The organism is Stenotrophomonas sp. NPDC077659, from assembly GCF_050268705.1.
GTDB lineage: Bacteria > Pseudomonadota > Gammaproteobacteria > Xanthomonadales > Xanthomonadaceae > Stenotrophomonas.
On the sequence record NZ_JBNNHG010000002.1, the window covers coordinates 1 to 18,425 of the forward strand.

General features: G+C 66.5%; 16 protein-coding genes. 11 read left to right on the top strand and 5 right to left on the bottom strand.

Annotated features, from left to right (window positions below; all coding sequences use genetic code 11):
• From ACQKDV_RS00405 to ACQKDV_RS00415, 3 genes are all read left to right on the top strand, one after another.
• Window positions 1-468: sigma-70 family RNA polymerase sigma factor (locus ACQKDV_RS00405; RefSeq protein WP_427781827.1), on the top strand; the 468-nt coding region annotated here is incomplete at its 5' end.
• Window positions 465-1,148 carry a ChrR family anti-sigma-E factor gene (locus ACQKDV_RS00410; protein ID WP_427781828.1) on the top strand — a complete coding sequence of 228 codons (684 nt, stop codon included), beginning with the start codon at window positions 465-467 and terminating at the stop codon, window positions 1,146-1,148. The genes ACQKDV_RS00405 and ACQKDV_RS00410, both read left to right, overlap by 4 nt.
• Window positions 1,149-1,168: 20 nt before the next feature.
• Window positions 1,169-1,855, top strand: a complete 687-nt coding sequence (locus ACQKDV_RS00415) for an NAD-dependent epimerase/dehydratase family protein (RefSeq protein WP_427781829.1) — start codon at window positions 1,169-1,171, stop codon at window positions 1,853-1,855.
• Here ACQKDV_RS00415 and ACQKDV_RS00420 read toward each other — a convergent pair.
• The 3 genes from ACQKDV_RS00420 to ACQKDV_RS00430 are packed head-to-tail and all read right to left on the bottom strand — an operon-like array spanning window position 1,821 to window position 6,920.
• Complete coding sequence (locus ACQKDV_RS00420) at window positions 1,821-4,226, bottom strand: response regulator (RefSeq protein WP_427781830.1); 2,406 nt, start codon at window positions 4,224-4,226, stop codon at window positions 1,821-1,823. The genes ACQKDV_RS00415 and ACQKDV_RS00420 overlap by 35 nt on opposite strands.
• A complete protein-coding gene (locus tag ACQKDV_RS00425; RefSeq protein WP_427781831.1) occupies window positions 4,219-4,686 on the bottom strand; it encodes a response regulator in 468 nt (155 codons plus the stop codon). The genes ACQKDV_RS00420 and ACQKDV_RS00425 overlap by 8 nt, the downstream gene beginning before the upstream one ends.
• The gene (locus ACQKDV_RS00430) at window positions 4,683-6,920 is read right to left on the bottom strand and encodes an ATP-binding protein (protein WP_427781832.1); all 2,238 of its coding nucleotides are present in this window, start codon (window positions 6,918-6,920) and stop codon (window positions 4,683-4,685) included. Before ACQKDV_RS00430 ends, ACQKDV_RS00425 begins: the two co-directional genes overlap by 4 nt.
• A 365-nt stretch (window positions 6,921-7,285) precedes the next feature.
• Between ACQKDV_RS00430 and ACQKDV_RS00435 the strand changes: the two genes are divergently transcribed.
• The gene (locus ACQKDV_RS00435; protein WP_427781833.1) at window positions 7,286-7,513 is read left to right on the top strand and encodes a hypothetical protein; all 228 of its coding nucleotides are present in this window, start codon (window positions 7,286-7,288) and stop codon (window positions 7,511-7,513) included.
• 7 nt (window positions 7,514-7,520) lie between these two features.
• On the opposite strand, the gene ACQKDV_RS00440 is transcribed toward ACQKDV_RS00435, so the two are convergent.
• Complete coding sequence (locus ACQKDV_RS00440; RefSeq protein ID WP_427781834.1) at window positions 7,521-8,009, bottom strand: TspO/MBR family protein; 489 nt, start codon at window positions 8,007-8,009, stop codon at window positions 7,521-7,523.
• 75 nt (window positions 8,010-8,084) lie between these two features.
• On the bottom strand, window positions 8,085-10,271 hold the full coding sequence (locus ACQKDV_RS00445; protein WP_427781835.1) for a hypothetical protein: 2,187 nt from the start codon (window positions 10,269-10,271) through the stop codon (window positions 8,085-8,087).
• A 263-nt stretch (window positions 10,272-10,534) separates the two neighbouring features.
• Here ACQKDV_RS00445 and ACQKDV_RS00450 point away from each other — a divergent pair, with 263 nt between their 5' ends.
• From ACQKDV_RS00450 to ACQKDV_RS00480, 7 genes are all read left to right on the top strand, one after another.
• Window positions 10,535-11,395: an STAS domain-containing protein gene (locus tag ACQKDV_RS00450; protein WP_427781836.1), complete on the top strand. Its 861-nt coding sequence runs from the start codon at window positions 10,535-10,537 to the stop codon at window positions 11,393-11,395.
• A complete protein-coding gene (locus tag ACQKDV_RS00455) occupies window positions 11,395-11,757 on the top strand; it encodes an STAS domain-containing protein (RefSeq protein WP_427781837.1) in 363 nt (120 codons plus the stop codon). The genes ACQKDV_RS00450 and ACQKDV_RS00455 overlap by 1 nt, the downstream gene beginning before the upstream one ends.
• Window positions 11,754-12,155 carry an anti-sigma regulatory factor gene (locus tag ACQKDV_RS00460; RefSeq protein ID WP_427781838.1) on the top strand — a complete coding sequence of 134 codons (402 nt, stop codon included), beginning with the start codon at window positions 11,754-11,756 and terminating at the stop codon, window positions 12,153-12,155. The genes ACQKDV_RS00455 and ACQKDV_RS00460 overlap by 4 nt, the downstream gene beginning before the upstream one ends.
• Window positions 12,146-13,159, top strand: coding sequence for an ATP-binding protein (locus tag ACQKDV_RS00465; protein WP_427781839.1), 1,014 nt, complete (start codon window positions 12,146-12,148; stop codon window positions 13,157-13,159). Before ACQKDV_RS00460 ends, ACQKDV_RS00465 begins: the two co-directional genes overlap by 10 nt.
• Window positions 13,153-14,028, top strand: a complete 876-nt coding sequence (locus tag ACQKDV_RS00470) for an ATP-binding protein (RefSeq protein ID WP_427781840.1) — start codon at window positions 13,153-13,155, stop codon at window positions 14,026-14,028. Before ACQKDV_RS00465 ends, ACQKDV_RS00470 begins: the two co-directional genes overlap by 7 nt.
• Entirely contained in the window at window positions 14,015-15,946 is a 1,932-nt protein-coding gene (locus ACQKDV_RS00475; protein ID WP_427781841.1) for a response regulator, read from the top strand. The genes ACQKDV_RS00470 and ACQKDV_RS00475 overlap by 14 nt, the downstream gene beginning before the upstream one ends.
• Before the next feature lie 129 nt (window positions 15,947-16,075).
• Entirely contained in the window at window positions 16,076-18,304 is a 2,229-nt protein-coding gene (locus ACQKDV_RS00480; protein WP_427781842.1) for a TonB-dependent siderophore receptor, read from the top strand.
• Window positions 18,305-18,425 lie beyond the last annotated feature (121 nt).

Genomic DNA, 18,425 nt, shown 5'->3' on the forward strand with positions numbered 1-18,425 from the left:
CACTTCATGCCACGCCTGTGCGTTTACCTGCGCGGCCTGGGCGCGCCGGAGGCGGTGGCCGAGGAACTGGCACAGGAATGCCTGCTGCGCCTGTGGCTGCGCGCTGCCGATTACGATGCGGCACAGGGGGCGCTGAGCACGTGGCTTTACCGCATCGCGCGCAACCTGCAGATTGACCGGGTGCGCCACGAGCGCAGCTGGATGCAGGTGCAGGCGGCGGTGGAACAGGCTGCCAGCTGCGACGTGCAGCCGCACAGCAGCGCCGAGCATTACGCCGACCAGGCGCGCCTGCGCCAGCGCATCAACGAGCTGCCGGCCGTGCAGGCACGTCTGGTCCGCATGTCCTATTTCGAGGCCAAGAGCCACGGCGAGATTTCCGAAGCGCTGGGCATGCCACTGGGCACGGTGAAGTCGCATCTGCGCCGGGCATTCCTGCAACTGCAGTCAAAGGTGGGGGGCGCGCCATGAACCCGCACCATCACCTGCACGAATCGACGCTGCTGAGCTACGCGGCTGGGGCGTTGCCGGCGCCGTTGAGCGTGGTCGCCGGCACCCATCTGGAACAGTGTCCGTACTGCCGCCAGCGCCTGCGCGAGGCCGAGGCCATCGGTGCGGCGCTGGTCGAACAGACCCAGCCGATGGGCGTGGGCGGGCGCAGCCAGGCCCTGCGTGCAGCGATGCTGGCCGAGCTTGAGCGGCCGTTGCCAGTCGTGGCGGCGGTGCCCGTGGCGCGCGCAGTGGAGCCACCGGTGCCGCGTACCGAGGTCGATCCCGACGATCTGCCTGCCTCGCTGCACCCGTACTTCGGCCGCTCGCTCAGCGGCCTGCGCTGGCGCTGGATGGCGCCGGGAGTGCATTGCATCCGTGCGGCGCAGATGCCGTCGCTCATCATGCTCAGGATCGCGCCGGGCAAGTGCTTGCCGATGCACAGCCATGGACGCAGTGAGCTTACCCAGATCCTGCGGGGTGCGTACAATGATGCGCTGGGTCTGTTCGCGCCGGGCGATGTGGCCGATCTGGACGAGGATGTTGAACACCAGCCGGTGACCGCGCCGGGTGTGCCCTGCATCTGTGTGTCCGCGCTGGATGCTCCACTGGTGTTCAGTGGTTGGCTGGCGCGGAAGATCCAGCGGTTCGTCAAGATCTAGAACGCTGGAGGAAATGCCCCATGGGCAACAGCAAGGCAATGCGGGTGCTGGTGGTGGGTGCCAGCGGGCTGGTCGGGCAGGGCGTGCTGCGGGCTTGTCTGCAATCAGTGAATGTCGCACAGGTGGTGGCACTGGTACGCCGGGCGGGTAGTGTCCCCTCGGATGTCGATGAGATCGTGCTGCCCGATTTCCTGCAGTGCGCTGCAACAGGTGAGTCGCTTGCCGGCTTCGATGCCTGCTTCTACTGCGCAGGTTCGCCGCCGGTGGGTACGCCGGAGGCCGAGTACCGCCAGGTCACGCTGCAGATCACCCGGGCCGTGGCCGAAGCATGGTCGGCCGCCAATCCTGCAGGGTGCTTCCTGTATGTGTCCGGGGCGCAGGCCAATCCGCGCAGCCGCATCATGCCGCTGAGGGTGAAGGGTGAAACAGAGCAGGCGTTGGCGCAGTTGCCGGTGCGGGCAGTGATGCTGCGTCCGGCCGGCGTGCGTCCGGTGGCTGGCACGGGCACACGGCACGCCATGCTCAAGCCGTTCTATCTGTTGGCCCGGCCGCTGATGGCCGTTGCCGAGGTGCTGCTGCCGGCGCTGACCACCAGCAACCTGGCCATCGGCCAGGCGATGATCGCACTGGCCCGGATGCCATCACCACCGGCGGTGGTGGAGTGTGCGCAGATCAACCGGCTGGCACGCGCACCTTCAGCACGCTGACCACCGATTCGGCCAGGTCACTGCGGGTGAACGGCTTGGACAGCAGTGGCGCGGTGCGTCCCTTGCTGCCGGCCGCATCGTGGTCGCGCGGGTAGCCGGAGGTGAACAACACCGCGACATCCGGCCAGCGCTCGCGCACCTCACGGCCCAGCTCCCAGCCCGACATGCCCGGCATCACGACGTCGGAGAACAGCAGGTCGATCCTTGCATCCGGGCGTTCCAACAGGCGCAGCGCAGAAGGGCCATCGTGTGCTTCCAGTACGCGGTAGCCCAGCTGACGCAGGGCCTCGACGGTGTACGCGCGCACATCGTCGTTGTCTTCGGCCACCAGGATGGTTTCTTCGCGGGGCTCGTAGTGGGCCAGCCCGTTGGCGGGCACGGCGGTGTCGCTGGGCAGCTCCATGGCTGAGCGCGGGAACATCATGGTGATGCTGGTGCCGCCGCCTTCCACCGAGTCGATCAGTACGTGCCCGCCGGACTGCTTGACGAAGCCGTGGACCATCGACAGCCCCAGGCCCGTGCCACGCCCCACCTGCTTGGTGGTGAAGAACGGCTCGAACACTTTGGCCAATGTATCGGCCGACATGCCGTGACCGTTGTCGCGGACGCGCAGCATCACGTATTCGCCCGGCGTCGCATCGGGGAACAGGGCGGCGTAGTCGTGGTCGAGGTGGCTGTTGTCGACCTGCACCACCAGGCGGCCGCCACCGGACATCGCGTCGCGCGCGTTGACCGCCAGGTTCAGGACCGAGGCTTCCAGCTGGCTGACGTCCAGCTCGATGCACCAGATCCCTTCGCCGGTGCGGATGTCCAGCTGCACCAGTTCGCCCAAGGCGCGCTGCAGCATGTCCTGCATGCCCAGCAGGGCATCGTTGAGGTTGACCGCCTGGCTGCGCAACGGTTGCTTGCGGGCGAAGGCCAGCAGGCGCTGGGTGAGGCTGGCGGCGCGGCCGACGCCTTTCAGGGCGTTGTCCAGTGCGCGCGCCGTCATGTTGCCGGGCTGGCTGTCGCGCTGGTTCAGCAGCAGCGCGTGTTCGACGTTGCCGGCAATGACGGTGAGAATGTTGTTGAAATCGTGGGCAATGCCACCGGTCAGCTGGCCAACGGCCTCGATCTTCTGGGCCTGCCGCAGCGCGTGTTCGGCGTGGATGCGCGCGGTGGTTTCCACCGCCTCGGACACCACGGCGGTGATCGCACCGTCTGCGCCCTGCAGCGCTCGGAAGGAAAAATCGAAGCTGCGGCGACCGGTGGGCAGTTCAAGGTCCATGGCCTGCACGGCGCTGCGTCCACGCGCCGCCTCGGCCACTGCCTGGTCCACCGCCGGGGCGAGTTCCGGTGTGCTGGCGAACCACGGCGATTCCCAGAAGGGCAGGCCGACAACGTCTGTCTTTTCGGCAAGCACGGCCGCCAGTGAGGCAACATTGGCATCGACGATACGGCCTGACGTGTCGAGCAGCACCTGGTGCTGGAAGCTGGATTCGAAGATGGCCTGCAGCCGCCGCTTGCTGCCCTGCAGTTCGACGGTGCGCGCCTGCACCTGGCGTTCGAGGGATTCGTTGTCCTCGCGCAGCGCCAGTTCGGCGCGCTTCAGCGAGGAGACATCGCTGCCCAGGCAGGTGTAGCCGGTGACGGTGCCGTCGGCGGATCGCTCGGGCACGCAGTCCATCTGCACGAAACGTGACTCGCCGCTACGGTGTACCAGGGTGGTCTGGAAACTGGCGCGCTCGCCGGCCAGAACGCGCTGCAGGCTCGGCAGGGCGTTGGCAAAGGCTTCCGCACCGCTGATTTCCGCGGCGGTCCGGCCGAGAATGCCCGCCAGTTCGGCACCATGCCAGTCAAGAAACGCCTTGTTGGCAAAGCGGTAGCGGTGGTGGGTGTCCAGGTGGGCGATCAGCGCGGGGACGGCATCGGTGATCTGCTGCAGCTGCGCCTGGCTTTCGTCCAGCGCGGCCTTGGCCTGCGCCAGCTGGCCGCGTTCAGTCGCTTCCTGGCGCGCGCGACGGATCGCATCGGGCAGCCGCTGCAGGCGCTGCTTGACCACATAGTCGCGCGCGCCACGGGTCAGTGCCTGTACCGCCAGCTCCTCGGTCAGCGTGCCGGAGACAAAGATGAAGGGAATGTGCGGTGCACGCTCGCGCGCCAGGTCGAGGGCGGCGTCGCCGTCAAAACCCGGTAGTACGTGGTCAGCCAGGATGACGTCGAAGCGGTCGCTGTCGATGGCTTCAATGAACGCATCGCGGGTCCACAGGCGCTCGACCTGGAAGTCGAGCCCGGCCCGCTTCAGCTGTGCAGTGATCAGCTCCGCATCCAGCGCGCTGTCTTCCAGCATCAGGATGCGCAGGTGCGGCGGGCGCGGCAGGGCATCACGCATTGGAGGTGCCGGCTCCAACCAAAGGGTGGGGGGGCGGCTGGTTGGTGATGCCCCAGAACATGCCCAGGCCCTGGATGGCGTCAAAGAATTCCTTGAAGTCCACAGGCTTGACCACGAAGGCATTCACGCCGAGCTGGTAGCTGCGCACCAGGTCCTGTTCTTCGCGGGAGGACGTCAGCATGACGATGGGCGTGCTGCTCAGCGCGGCGTCACTGCGCACCTGTTCCAGCACTTCCAGGCCGTTGACCTTGGGCAGCTTCAGGTCCAGCAGCACCACCACGGGGCCGCCGTGGTGGGTACCGGCATAGGCGCCCTCGCAGCGCAGGTAGTCCAGCGCCTCGGCACCATCGCGCACGTGCACGACGCCGTTCAACAGCTGGCAGCGTGCCAGCGCGGCCATGGTCAGTTCGGCATCCTTGGGGCTGTCTTCAACCAGAAGGATGGGCCGCAGATCCCTCATGAGTGTTCTCCGTTGTGGTGGGGCAGGGTGAAATAGAGGGTGGCGCCCTTGTCCAGCGCGCCTTCGGCCCAGGTGCGGCCGCCATGGCGGCCGACGATGCGGCGCACATTGGCCAGGCCGATGCCGGTGCCTTCGAATTCTTCAATGTGGTGCAGGCGCTGGAACACACCGAACAGCTTGTCGACGTAGCGCATGTCAAAACCGCAGCCGTTGTCGCGGACGAAGAAGATGTCTTCCTCCGCAGTGCGCTCGCAGCCCACCTCGATGACGGCATGCTCGCGTTCGCGGGTGAACTTGACGGCGTTGGACAGCAGGTTCTGCCAGACCAGGCGCATCATGGTCGGGTCGGCTTCGACGGCCGGCAGTTCACCGACCTTCCAGTCGATCTCGCGCCCGGCGTAGTCGAACGCCAGCGTGCGGCGCACATCGGCGACCAGCGCGGTCATGTCCAGGCGCATGCGGCCGAGGGTGGAGCGACCCATCTGCGAAAAGCTCAGCAGGTCATCGACCAGGGTCCCCGCCGACTTCGCCGATTCGACGATGGTGTCCAGGAAACGGCGCTCGGTGTCGTCCAGCCGATCACCTGCCGAGCTGCCAAGGAGTTCGGAATACCCCACGATGTGGCGGAACGGCGCGCGCAGGTCGTGGCTGACCGAGTAGGAGAATGCTTCCAGCTCCTTGTTGCTGCGCACGAGCTGCTCGTTGAGTTCGGCCATCTCCTCGGCCTTGCGCAGCACGATATCGACGATGGCGGTGCGCATTTCGTGCGCGGCATCGCGGTCGGCATCGGTCCAGGGCAGGCTGCGCTGCTGCACGGTCTCCTTCCATGCTTCGAACGAGCTGCGTGGCGACAGCACCGTTCCCGGTGCTGCGCTCTTCCGCGGATCGCCGCCCCAGCGCACGGTACGTACCACCTCGGGGCGGAACCACATCAGGAAACTGTCGTGCAACTGCGAAATGGAGACTGCCAGCACGCCGCTGGCCACCGCTGACAGCGCGGCACCGGGCGCCCACTCGCGGGCGAGATGGTCGGTGGCATAGACTTCATCGGCTGCATGGCCTTCGGCCAGCCAGTGGGCGATATCGAGCACGGCGCCGCGTTCGGGGCACTGCCCGACACGCACGCAGTCACCCTTGTGCACGATGGCTGCACCGGCGGCATTGGTCAGCGACATCAGGCTGACTGGATCCTGCCGCAGCGCCGCCATGAATTCTTCGTCGCCGGCCATCCGTCCCAGCAGCTTGACCAGCACCGAACGGCGCTGGATGCGTTCCTCGACGGCATGGGCGCGCTGCTTCAGGGCGATCTGCAGCGATACGATCTGGCCCATGAACTCGCAGGCGGTACGCACCGGGTAGGGCAGGCGGCGCGCCTCGGCGCTGTGGCACGACACCAGGCCCCACAGCTGGCCCTCGTGCATCAACGAGACCGACATCGAGGAGCCGGTGCCCATGTTGCGCATGTACTGCAGGTGCACCGGTGAGACGCTGCGCAGCACCGACAGGCTGAGATCGGTCGGCGGGGCGTCCGCATGCTCTGGCGTACGCACCAGCGGCACTGCTGCGTAGTTGGCATCTGCAATCAGACGCACCCGGTTGCGGCGATACAGCTCGCGCGCCTGCGCGGGGATGTCCGATTCCGGGAAGCGCAGATCGAGGTAGGAGGGCAGCACGCCGTTGCCGTCCTCGGCAACCACGATGCCGTTCCAACCGCTGTCGAACTGATAGACCAGGGTCCGGTCGAAGCCGGTCATCGCGCGCATGTGCTCGGCGGCGATCTGGCAGAGGCATTCGACGGTGGCGGCGGTTTCGATGGCAGCCATCAGCGCGCGGATGGCCGGATACAGCGCTTCCAGCGAGGTCGGCTGGCCCGCCACGGGCGATTCCAGCTCCAGCAGCAGCGCCTGCGCCGAACGGTGTGCCAGCAGCTGGTGCAGGCCGCTGCCTGGCAGCTCGATGGCGCCCAGATGCGCCGAGCTGTCCATGGCGACCTGGCCGACACGTTCGATGAAGCCGGCCAGAGCGCCGCCCAGTACATCAGCCAGTGCCTGGCCCAGAGGGTCGCCTGAGCGTTCCAGCAGCGCCGTATCGCTTACGGCGCGCTCACGTACCTGCAGGGTCTGCGGATCGACGACCAGCAGCACGCCGTGAGGCTGGATCGCGCCGGGTGTGTGGATGGGTTCACGCGCGCACAGATCCAGCGCGGCATCCCGGGCGCTGTCAGCAAGGGGCATCAGCGGCAGTGCTCACGGTTCTGGCCACCTGGGCAGCGTTGGCATGGGCGCTGCAACACACGTGCGGGTTGGAAGATGAATCCATGCGGACATGGTGAAGCAAAACAGATGATTCGCATACAACTTATTGAGCTGAGAACGGAGGAGTAATTTGATGAACAATTCAGAAATAAGCCCTTGCCATCCCGGTGTGCTTTCGCGGTCGCTGCATCCGTAGTGCACATGTGCTCCACGCGGTGCTGCCTACAGTGGGCCGACTCCCTCTCCGGCGACGCAACGTGGAATCCCAACCCTCTGTTTCCTGCCCTGGCCATTACCCCCCGTTCCCCCGCCGCGCGGTGCCCAGCAGTGCGCGGTTCGAGTTGATGGATGTCAACGCCCTGCAGGATCCGTGCAGCGGGCGGATCGTCCACCTGTACGCGCTGGTGGCACGCTGTCTGGCCTGTAAGACGGTGTTCAAGGCCGAAGAAGGTGCAGGGTTGGTCAGCACGTCGTCAGCACGGCTGGTGCGCTGCCCCTCGGGCTGTGGCCAGCAGGCGTTCACCGGTGCCGCGCTTCGGCAGTGGCGGTCAGCGACCGGAGCGGCTGCCTGATTCACCCCTAAAGCGCCGTTGGGTTGAGCCTCCAGGCGGTGTAGCACAGTGCTGATGCGAAGCTGGCCCAGGCCAGGTAGGGCAGCAGCAGCCAGGCCGCCAAGGCCGTGACCCGTGCAAAGGCAAGCATGGTTGCTGCGATCAGGGCCAGCAACACCACAATGTCGACGAAGGCTGCTGCGCCAAGCTTCCACGCGAAGAACAGCCAGCTCCAGAGCACGTTGGCGGTCAGTTGCGCGAGGTACAGACCGAGCGCGGCCCGGTGGCTGCGCCAGCCACCCTGCCGCCAGACCAGCCATGCGCTGATGGCCATCAGCACATACAGGAACATCCAGACCGGGCCGAACACGCTGGCAGGCGGAGCCCAGTGGGGCAGGGCCAGCTGCCCATAGAAACTCGCTGCAGCAGTCGATGCGCGCGCCCCCAGGGCTGCTGCGGCCAGGGTCACTCCCAGCCAGCCCAACAGGCCGGACATCTGTCTTCTGTGATGCATCATTGATCCTTGGTCACGTGCCGCTGCAGTGCGTGTCCGCATGCGCGGGTCGATTGGATGCTGCGCCGTCCTGCTGCGTCAGTCGGCCCTGGCGGGCGCACCCTCGGCCGGCAGCAGGGCCGGGCGCTCCTCAAACCACTCGCGCGCGCCCGCCAGATGCCACTGGCGCTGCTTGCCATCCAGTTCGATGCCCGCGCCGAGCAGGCCCCAGCGCAGGTACAGGTCACCGCGTTTGTGCTGACTGGTCAGATCCAGGCGGGCGCGTACCGAGAGCCGCTCGTTTTCCGCTTCCAGGCCATCAAGCATGAGGTGGCCGGCCTGCCAGCGCAGCCGGGTGCGCGCGTTCACCTGCCCTGCATCCAGCAGGGACAGGGCCCAGCGCGGGTAGTCGCTACGCTCGGCGAACACCCCCAGCAACGGCCCGGCATCGCTCATGGTCAGATCCGCGCTGGCGTCGACCCGAAAGGGGGCCTGGGCATCGATCCGCCCCTGCTTGAACAGCACCTTCCCTTGCCAGGGGGCGCTGCGCTCCTGCTGGCCAACCCGCACCTTGCGCAGCTGTATCGATGTGCCGGAGAGATCGAAGTATCGCTGCTTGAAATCACCGCGACGCAGGTCAGCGTCGACCTGCGCGTCACCGAGCAGATCCAGCCCGGCAACCTGCAGGTGTGCCCCCCTGCCCAGCAACGTGGCCGTGCCGTGGCCGACCCGGCCATCGGTATCCAGCTCGACATCACCGGTCAGGCTGCCGGTACCGCCCAGCAGGCGCACCTGGCCCTTGCCAAGGTAGCGGTTGTAGGCGGTGAGATCGGGGATGGACGCATTGTTGAAGTGCAGGCGCGCGCGCATGTCCCTGCGGAACTCACGCAGGCGCCCGTCGCCGCTGAGCTGCAGGGACAGCGCGCGTCCGTCGAACAGGGTCTCGCCCTGCGCGCCGCCGGCGCGGGCGGTGAAGCGCGGCACCCGCACATCCAGCACGGCGCGGGTGGGTGATCCGGCTTCCAGCGCGCCGTGTGCGCTGGCCGTGCCTGTCATGCGCACGCCAGCCACCTCGGCCGTTGCGGCAGCTTCGGGAATGTCCACCGTGCTGCCTGCGGCAAGTTCGCCTTCTTCCAGTTGCAGGTCCCCTCGCAGGGTGCCGCCCCCATCCAGCTGCAGCCACGGCCGGCGCAGGAACAAGGCGGGAATCCAGTTGAGCGAGGTGAAGCGCCACTCGCCCTGCACGCGACCGGAGGTGCGTTCGAGCAGTTGGCCTGGCTCACGGAACGGAATCTTCCGTCCGGCAACATGCAGGTCGGCCTTCAGCCAGGCACCGGTGCCCTCGCGCGCCGGCAGGCGGGCCTGCAGGCGGATGTCCTGGGCAGCATCCATCTGTATCGCCAGCAGCCCGCGATCAGGCGCACCCGCGCCCGCCTGCAGCGGCACCCGCCAGATCGCGCGGCTGCCCGGCTGCAGCGTGCCACCCTGCAGCGACAGTTGCGCCTGCAGTTGGCCGGCGACGGGCGCGCTGGACACCGCCACCGCGCCGCCTTCGGTGTCTACCCGCAGGCCTTGGCTGCGTGCGTCCACGTTCAACGAGCCACGCAGGAGGTCGAACTTGGCAATGCCGGGTGCCTGGTCGCGGTAGTGCCAGGGATAACCGAAGCGGGCCTCGACCTTCATCGCGTCCAGCAGTTGTACGCCGTCGTAGCTGGCGATGGCGTCGCGGAAGGCGACCTGCGAGTCATACAGCTGGGAAGGCCCGCCGCGCAGCTGCTTGCGGAAGCCGACAGTGCCGCTGCCGCGACCGATGATGAGCAGCTTGCCAAGTCGGGCATGGGCGATCGACTCGCTGTGGATGGCGTCGAAGCGCAGGGTCCAGCCCTGGTTGCCACGCGGTGGCGGCGGTACCGCATCCTCCACACGGGTCACTTCGGCCGAGACGCCGGCAGCCTCCAGCCGGGGCACGCGTACCTCGCGCCGGAACAACGGCCACAGCGCCAGCCGGGCACTGGCACGGTCGGCATGAAATACATACACCGTGTGGTTCGCATGGCCACGCATATGCACGTTCCAGGCGATGACATGGCCGGGAAGCAGGGTGATGGCCGGCCCGGTGCGCATCACGAACTTCTGCGGTTTGAGGTTGGTGACCCGGTCGAACAGCGGGGTATTGAGGAAGAGGTTGCCTGCCAGCAGGTAGGCGGCGTAAAGACCGGCTGCGCTCCACGCCAGTACCCGCCAGGGGCGTGGCCATTGCTTGAAACGTAAGGAAATCGCGCGCATCCGGGCTCATGAAATGGGTGGGGCGGGCATCACTATCCCGAACACGCGTGCGTGGCGATGTGAATGCCCGCCAACAGAGGTTGCCTGTGGCGCCACATGGACATGCAGCGCATCGAAGAGGCCCTACTCGGCGAAGGTGGAAAGATGACCCTCCGTCTTCACGCGCTGAAAACCTCTTCACAGTGCTTAATACGCTTTCTGACGAGTGGGGGGCTTGTCCAGAAGGGCGGCTCCCGGCGTTTTCAACCATCTGGACCGAACCCATGGCGGCTTTGCAGCAGCGCACCATCGACCTCATCCGCGAGCATCAGTCCACCCTGATCGCCCAGTGGCGTGACAATCTCCATGCCGCCGGGCTGAACGATGACAGCCGCATCGGTGCGCGGGATCTTGACCAGCAGGTGCAGGAGTTCTGGCAGCTGTTGCTGCCGGCACTCTCGGCCGCCGATGCCGGCAGTCTGCACGGCACGGAATGGCAGTCCATCCGTCATTTCCTCGAAGACCTCTCGCGTGACCGGGCAATCAAGGGTTTCACGTCTTCGGAAACGGCCACGTTCATCTTTTCGCTGAAGCGGCCCCTGTTCCAGCTTCTGCAGCAGCACCACGGCAGCGATCCGCAGGCCTTGGGCGACCAGCTCTGGTCGATCTCCGAGCTGCTGGACGTGTTGGGGCTGCACACGGTCAAGGCGTTCCAGCGCACCCGCGAGGATGTCATCCAGCGCCAGCAGGAAGAGATGCTCGAGCTGTCCACGCCGGTGGTGAAGCTGTGGGATGGCGTGCTGGCGCTGCCGATGATCGGTACCCTGGATTCCCAGCGAACCCAGGTGGTGATGGAATCGCTGCTGCAGCGCATCGTCGATACCGGCTCGGAAATCGCCATCATCGACATCACTGGCGTGCCGACCGTGGATACGCTGGTCGCCCAGCATCTGTTGAAGACCGTCACCGCCATCCGCCTGATGGGCGCCGACGCCATCATCAGTGGCGTGCGTCCACAGATCGCGCAGACCATCGTGCACCTGGGGCTGGATCTTCAGGGCATTGTCACCAAGGCCAACCTGGCCGACGCACTGGCGCTGGCGCTCAAGCGCACGGGCCTGACCGTCACCCAGGCCAACCGCTGATGGACCGTATCCCGATCCTGCAGATGGGCAACCTGCTGCTGGTCACCATCCAGGTGGACATGCACGACCAGTTGGCGCTGAATCTGCAGGACGACCTGAGCGAGCGCATCCAGCGTACCTCCGCGCGGGGGGTGCTGATCGACATCTCCTCGCTGGACATCGTCGACTCCTTCATCGGCCGCATGATCGCCACCATTTCCGCGCTGTCGCGGGTGATGGATGCCACCACCGTGGTGGTTGGCATGCAGCCGGCCGTGGCCATCACCCTGGTGGAGCTTGGGCTGGATCTGAGCGGCGTGCGCACCGCATTGAACGTCGAGCGTGGCATGAAGGTGCTGCGCCAGAGCGATGAACTGCGATGAGCGTGCAGCAGGGGACCCTGCCGGTGCGGGTCGAGCAGGACGTCGTACTGGCCCGCCAGGCCGTGCGCCAGGCTGCGGTGGCGTGTGGGCTGCGCCTGGTCGACCAGACCAAACTGGTGACCGCCGCCAGTGAACTGGCCCGCAATACCGTCATCTACGGTGGCGGCGGGCAGATGGACTGGCAGCTGCTGCAGGAGGGGGTTCGCTGCGGCGTCCGCCTGGTGTTTTCCGACCAGGGGCCGGGCATTGCCAATATCGAGCAGGCACTGACCGATGGCTGGTCGTCGGGCAAGGGCATGGGCCTGGGCCTGTCCGGCTCGCGGCGGCTGGTGGATGACTTCGTTCTGGACAGTGCACCCGGCCAGGGCACACGCATCACCATTACCAAATGGACGTGAGTTTCTCCGGCCACGTTACCCGCGTCGTCGCCGTGGATGAACCGACCCAGGTCGGGCAGGTGCGCCGCGAGGCGCTGGCCCTGGCGGCACGTATCGGTTTCGACGAAACAGACAGCGGCAGGGTGGCACTGGCCGCCAGCGAGCTGGCCAGCAACCTGCTGCGTCACGGTGGCGGCGGCAAGGTCCATCTGTCGGTGGTGCAGGGGCGCGATACACCCGGTGTCGAGCTGTACACGGTCGATTCGGGCCCCGGCTTCGTGCTGTCGCAGGCTCTGGTGGAAGGCTATTCCACCGGTGGCAGCCAGGGCCTGGGGCTGGGCGCGGTGAAGCGCCAGGCGATGGTGCTCGACAGCTGGTCCGATGCGCGCGGCACGATCGTGGTGGTTCGCATCTACCCCGAGCGTGCAGGCCCGCGCGTGGATCTGCCCTATGGGGCCCTGCGCCTTGCGATGCGTGGCGAGCAGACCTGTGGCGATGCCTGGCATCTGTCGATCGCCGACACTCGCGCAACGCTGACCGTGATCGACGGCCTCGGCCATGGACTGCCGGCATCCGATGCGGCGCACGTTGGCGTACGCAGGGCGGCCGAAGCGGGGGTGCAGGCGCCGAGCCAGCTGATTGAAGCGCTGCACCAGGCCATGTCCGGCACCCGTGGGGGTGCGGTGGCCGTGGCGACGGTGCCGTTGGCCGGGGGGGAGGCGCAGTTCTGTGGCATCGGCAACATCAATGCCGGCATTGCCGATGCCTCGACCTGGCGGGGGCTGGCCTCGATGCCCGGCATCGTTGGCGTGCAGTTCCGCAAGGCGCAGGCATTCAACGTTCACGCCGCGCACGGCACTCTGCTGCTGATGCACAGCGACGGGTTGCAGGGGCGCTGGCGGCTGCAGGACTATCCGGGCCTGGTCCATCGCCACCCGGCGCTGGTGGTGGCGGTGCTGCAGCGGGATTTCGACCGTGGGCGTGACGATGCCAGCATCGTTGCCCTGCGCATGGGGGCATGGTGATGGTGCAGGAACAGATGCAGGAAGAGAATGCCCGCCTGGCAGCGGAGAACGCCGCCCTGCGCGCCGAACTGGAAGAGACCAACCAGGGCGTGCTGGCGCTGTACGCCGAACTGGACCAGCAGGCCGTGCAGCTGCGCGAGGTCTCCGACCTGAAGAGCCGGTTCCTGTCCTATATGAGCCATGAGTTCCGCACGCCGCTGGGCTCCATCCTCAGCATGACGCGGTTGCTGGAAGATGGTTTCGATGGGCCGCTCAACGATGAGCAGCTGCGCCAGGTCCGCTTCGTCAGTGCATCGGCCTCCGAGCTGCGTGAGATGGTGGATGACCTGCTGGATCTGGCCAAGATCGAGGCCGGGCGCATCACGATTTCGGCTGGCTGGTTCGATCTGATGGACCTGTTTGCCGCCCTGCGTGGCATGTTCCGGCCGCTGGTGGACAGCAACCAGCGCATCGAGCTGATGTTCGAGGACCCGCCGCCGCTGCCGATGCTCTACACCGACGACAAGAAGCTGGCGCAGATCCTGCGCAACTACATCTCCAACGCCATCAAGTTCACACCGGAAGGCCAGGTGGTCGTTTCCGCAGCGATGGAGAACGACGTGGAGGTCCGCTTCACCGTGCGCGATACCGGCATCGGCATCGCCCCCGACCTCCTGCCCGGGTTGTTCGAGGATTTCGTGCAGGTGGATTCGCCCTTGCAGAAGCGCCTGCGCGGTACCGGTCTCGGTCTGTCCCTGTGCAAGCGTTTCGCTGAACTGCTGGGCGGCCGGGTGGCGGCGGAAAGCCAGCCAGGCAGTGGCTCGGCCTTCCATGTCATCCTGCCGGTAGCGTTGAACGAGGCGACGGAGGCCGCCAATGCCCCACTCTGACCGGGTGCTGGTGGTGGATGACAACGCGGCCACGCGCTATTCCGTGCGGCGCGTGCTGGAACATCATGGCTACAGGGTCAGCGAGGCGGCCACCGGGCAGGAAGGCCTGGACCGCTTGGCGGACACCGAATTCGGCGCGGTGGTGCTGGACGTCAACCTGCCGGACATGAGTGGCTTCGACGTGGTGCGGCAGCTGCGCGCCCAGCCACGTACGCAGCTGCTGCCGGTGGTGCACGTGTCGGCGGCATCCATCGCTACCGGCGATATGATCACCGGCCTGGACAATGGCGCCGATGGATACCTGATCCACCCGGTCGATCCGGATGTACTGCTGGCGACCCTGCGCAGCCTGTTGCGTGCGCGCCGCGCCGAAGAGGCACTGCGTGATGCGGATGCACGGTTCCGGGAAATCTTCAGCCAGGTCAATGCGCCCATTGCGGTGCTGGATGACCGCCTGCAGATCCGTGAAAGCAATGCCGCGTTCGCACGCCTGCTCAGCGAGGCCGATGCCAACGGCTCGCTGCTGGCCATGCTGGGCAGCAACAATGAGTTCGTGCTGGACCTGCAGGACGCATTGGGCCGGCAGGCGCGGTGGCAGGGCGTGCTGTCCATCGAAGGGCGGCAGGGCCCGCGCGATACGCAGTGGCGGCTGACGCCTGACCGCCGTACGGGCCATGGGCTGGTCGTGGTGGAAGACGTGACCGAGCACCATGCGCGCGCGCGCGAACAGCGCGCCGAACTGGAGACCGCCACCACCGAGCTCGCGCACCAGATTGCCGAGCGCAGCCGGACCGAAGGTGAGCTGCTGCAGGCGCAGAAGATGGATTCGCTCGGCCAGCTGACCGGAGGCATCGCACATGACTTCAACAATCTGCTGACCACCATCATCTCCGGCCTGGACATGATCGAACTGGCCGTGGCGTCATCCCGGCTTGAGAAGGTACCGCAGTACGCCAGCATCGCCGCCGCTTCAGCCCAACGTGCCGCCGCGCTGACCCAGCGCATGCTGGCGTTTGCCCGTAAACAGCCACTGGATGCGCGCGCCTTCGATCTTGTCGCACGCACGCGCTCGCTGGAAGACCTGCTGCGCCGCTCGATCGGCGAGAACATCGAACTGGAGTTCGAACTGGGAGAGACGCCGCTGATTGCCGTCGCCGACGTCAATCAGTTCGAGAACGTGGTGTTGAACCTGGTCATCAACGCGCGCGATGCGCTGGGCGGTCGCGGCCTGATCCGCCTGCGTGCCGAAGCCTGCGGGGTCCAGCACGAGAGCGAGTTGACCCCTGGCCGCTATGTCAGCCTGAAGGTGATCGACAACGGGCCCGGCATTCCGTTGCAACTGCTGGATAAAGTGTTCGAACCCTTTTTCACGACCAAGCCGCAGGGGGAGGGTACGGGCCTTGGCCTGTCGATGACCTATGGCTTCGCCCGGCAGTCGGGCGGGGTGGCGCGCATTGCCAGCGAGCCCGGGGAAGGGACTGAAGTCGAGCTGCTGCTGCCTGCCGGTGAAATCGCGCAGGCCGAGGTGGGCCCCTTGCAGGCGGCGCCGCCCCGTGGCCAGTCCGAGCGCATCCTGCTGGTGGATGACACCGATTCTGTACGCATGATGGTGGGTGAAATGCTGTCCGAAGCCGGCTACCAGGTGACGCTGGCCGAAGACGCGCGTCAGGCGTTGCGCCAACTGCGGCAGGACCCCGCCTTCCACCTGCTGCTGTCCGACGTCGGCCTGCCCGGCATGGATGGCCGCGAACTCGCCGACGCCGCACGCGAGATCAACCCGGTGCTGCCGGTCCTGTTCATTACGGGGTACACCGAGCGCGCGGTGGTTCGTGAGACGTTCCTCGGGACCGGCATGAGCCTGCTGCCCAAACCGTTCAGCCTGCTGGAACTGCTGGCAGCGGTACGCGCGGCACTCTAGGCGGCTGGTCCGTTGCGGGGCGGATGCTGAATGGTAGTGGGAACCATTCTCATATGCTATGATTTAACGCATCTTTGACAAGCGCCACTGCCGCCGTTCCGGGCGCGCCTCTTCATAGCAGGTCTTCCCATGTCCGCTACTCTTGCCCGCGCGCCGATGCGCTCGTTGCTGTCCGTTTCCGTGGCGATGCTGCTTGCCACCCCCGTGGCCGCGCAGGTCCTGCCGGAAGCGCCCGTCGGCACCACGCCCACCGATCTGGATGCCGTGCACGTCAATGCCTATCGCACCGTCACCCACAGTTCGGGCGCCACCAAAACCGACACGCCCGTGGCCGAGATGGCCAGGTCGGTGTCGGTCATCGCGCGTGAGGAGCTGGATGCGCGCGGCGTGCAGACCCTCAATGACGCGATGCGCTACGTGGCCGGCGTCTCGCTGGAAAGCACTGGCATTGACAACCGTGTCGACGATTTCCGCATCCGCGGTTTCGACGCGGGCAGCTGGAGCAACAACGTCACCGTCGATGGCATGCGCGCGCCGCAGGGCGGACAGTGGAACCGCACCATGATCGACAGCTGGAACCTGGACCGCGTGGAGGTGCTCAAAGGCCCGTCGGCAGTGATGTACGGTCAGGTCGCTCCGGGCGGCATGGTCAACCAGGTCAGCAAGACGCCCACGCCGGACCCGCAGCAGGTGCTGCAGCTGGGCGTGGATGGCAACGGCCAGTACAGCACCGCCTTCGACGTGGGGGCGGGCAGCGATGACCAGCGCCACCTGGTCCGCCTGGTCGGCCTGTATCGTGACGGCGATACCCAGATCCAGCACACCGATCAGGAACATGGGTTCCTCGCGCCCAGCTACACCTTCCAGATGGCCGCGCGCACCCGACTGACCCTGCTGGGCCTGTACCAGCGCGATGATGGCGGTTCCACCTACCAGTTCCTGCCGATGGCCGGCACCCTGGTGGCCACGCCCTTCGGCCACATGAAGAACAATACCTTCATTGGCGAGCCGACCTGGAACACCTATGACCGCACCATCTGGTCGGCCGGCTGGCTGTTCGAACATGCCTTCAACGAGCACTGGACGCTGAGCCAGAGCGCGCGCCGGCTGAACGTGGACTCGACCTTCCGCACCGTGGTGACCAACGGCGCACTGAACGCGGATGGCCGCACGCAGAAGCGCCGCGCTACCTGGGGCGAGGGCGATTCGCGCGGTGACACCGCCGATACCCGCCTGACCGGCAAGTTCAGCACCGGTGCCGCCGAGCACACCCTGCTGCTGGGTGTGGACTGGCAGAAGGCCGACTGGAACGCCGCGCGTGGCACGATGGGAACGGCCACCGATACGCCCACCGCCATCGACATCTTCAACCCCGTATACAGCGGCTACATCCCGGCCACCACCTCGATCAGCTATTCCGGTGGCATCAACCGCCAGACAGGCGTCTACCTGCAGGACCAGATCGCGCTGGACAAGTGGCGCTTCACCCTGGGCGGCCGCTACGACTGGACCAAGGATGACACCTGGACCCAAGCCTATACCGTAGCCACCGACTGGTACGGTGCCCGCACGCCGAGCGGCATCAAGAGCGAGGCGTTCAGCGGCAATGCCGGCATCCTGTACATGGCCGACAACGGCCTGTCCCCGTACCTGAGCTATGCCGAATCGTTCCAGCCGGCCGGCAGCTCGGCCACGCAGTCATACGATCGCACCCCGTTCGACCCCATCACCGGCAAGCAGTGGGAAGTGGGTCTGAAGTACCAACCGGCCCGTTTCGACGGCCTGATCACCCTGTCCGCCTATGACCTGCGCCAGCAGAACGTGCTGACCGATGACCCCGACGTCAACCACAGGAACTGCGGCACCACCGGCACCAGCCAGTGCCAGGTGCAGGACGGTGAGGGCCGCGTGCGTGGCGTCGAACTGGAAGGCCGCATCACCCCGCTGGACGGCTTCAGCGTGATCGGTGCGGCGTCGTGGATGGAATCGGAAGTAACCCGCAGCAACAACGGCTACACCGGCAAGGAATTGGCGATGGTGCCGGACTGGACCGCGGCGCTGTGGGGTGACTACACCTTCCAGCACCGTGCGCTGGAAGGCCTGAGCCTGGCTGTGGGCATGCGCTACAACGGCAGGAGCTACGGCGACAGTGCCAACCTGTACCGCATTCCGTCCTACACGTTGTGGGACGCGGCCATCCGTTACGACATCGGCCATTACGGCGCGGTGGGTACGCAGCTCTCGTTGAACCTGAGCAACCTGGCCGACAAGCATTTCGTATCGACCTGCACCGGCGTGTCGTCGTGCTATTACGGCACCGGCCGCACGGTCACTGCGACCGCGCGGTTCACGTGGTAATGCGCATCGGGTGACGGGAGGCGGCGCACGTTGACGATGCCGCCGCTGCCCAGGGATGCTCTGAACGTCGCTGTGGTAGTGCCTGCCGTTGGCCGGCAGCCTGAGCGAGGATGGCGGCACA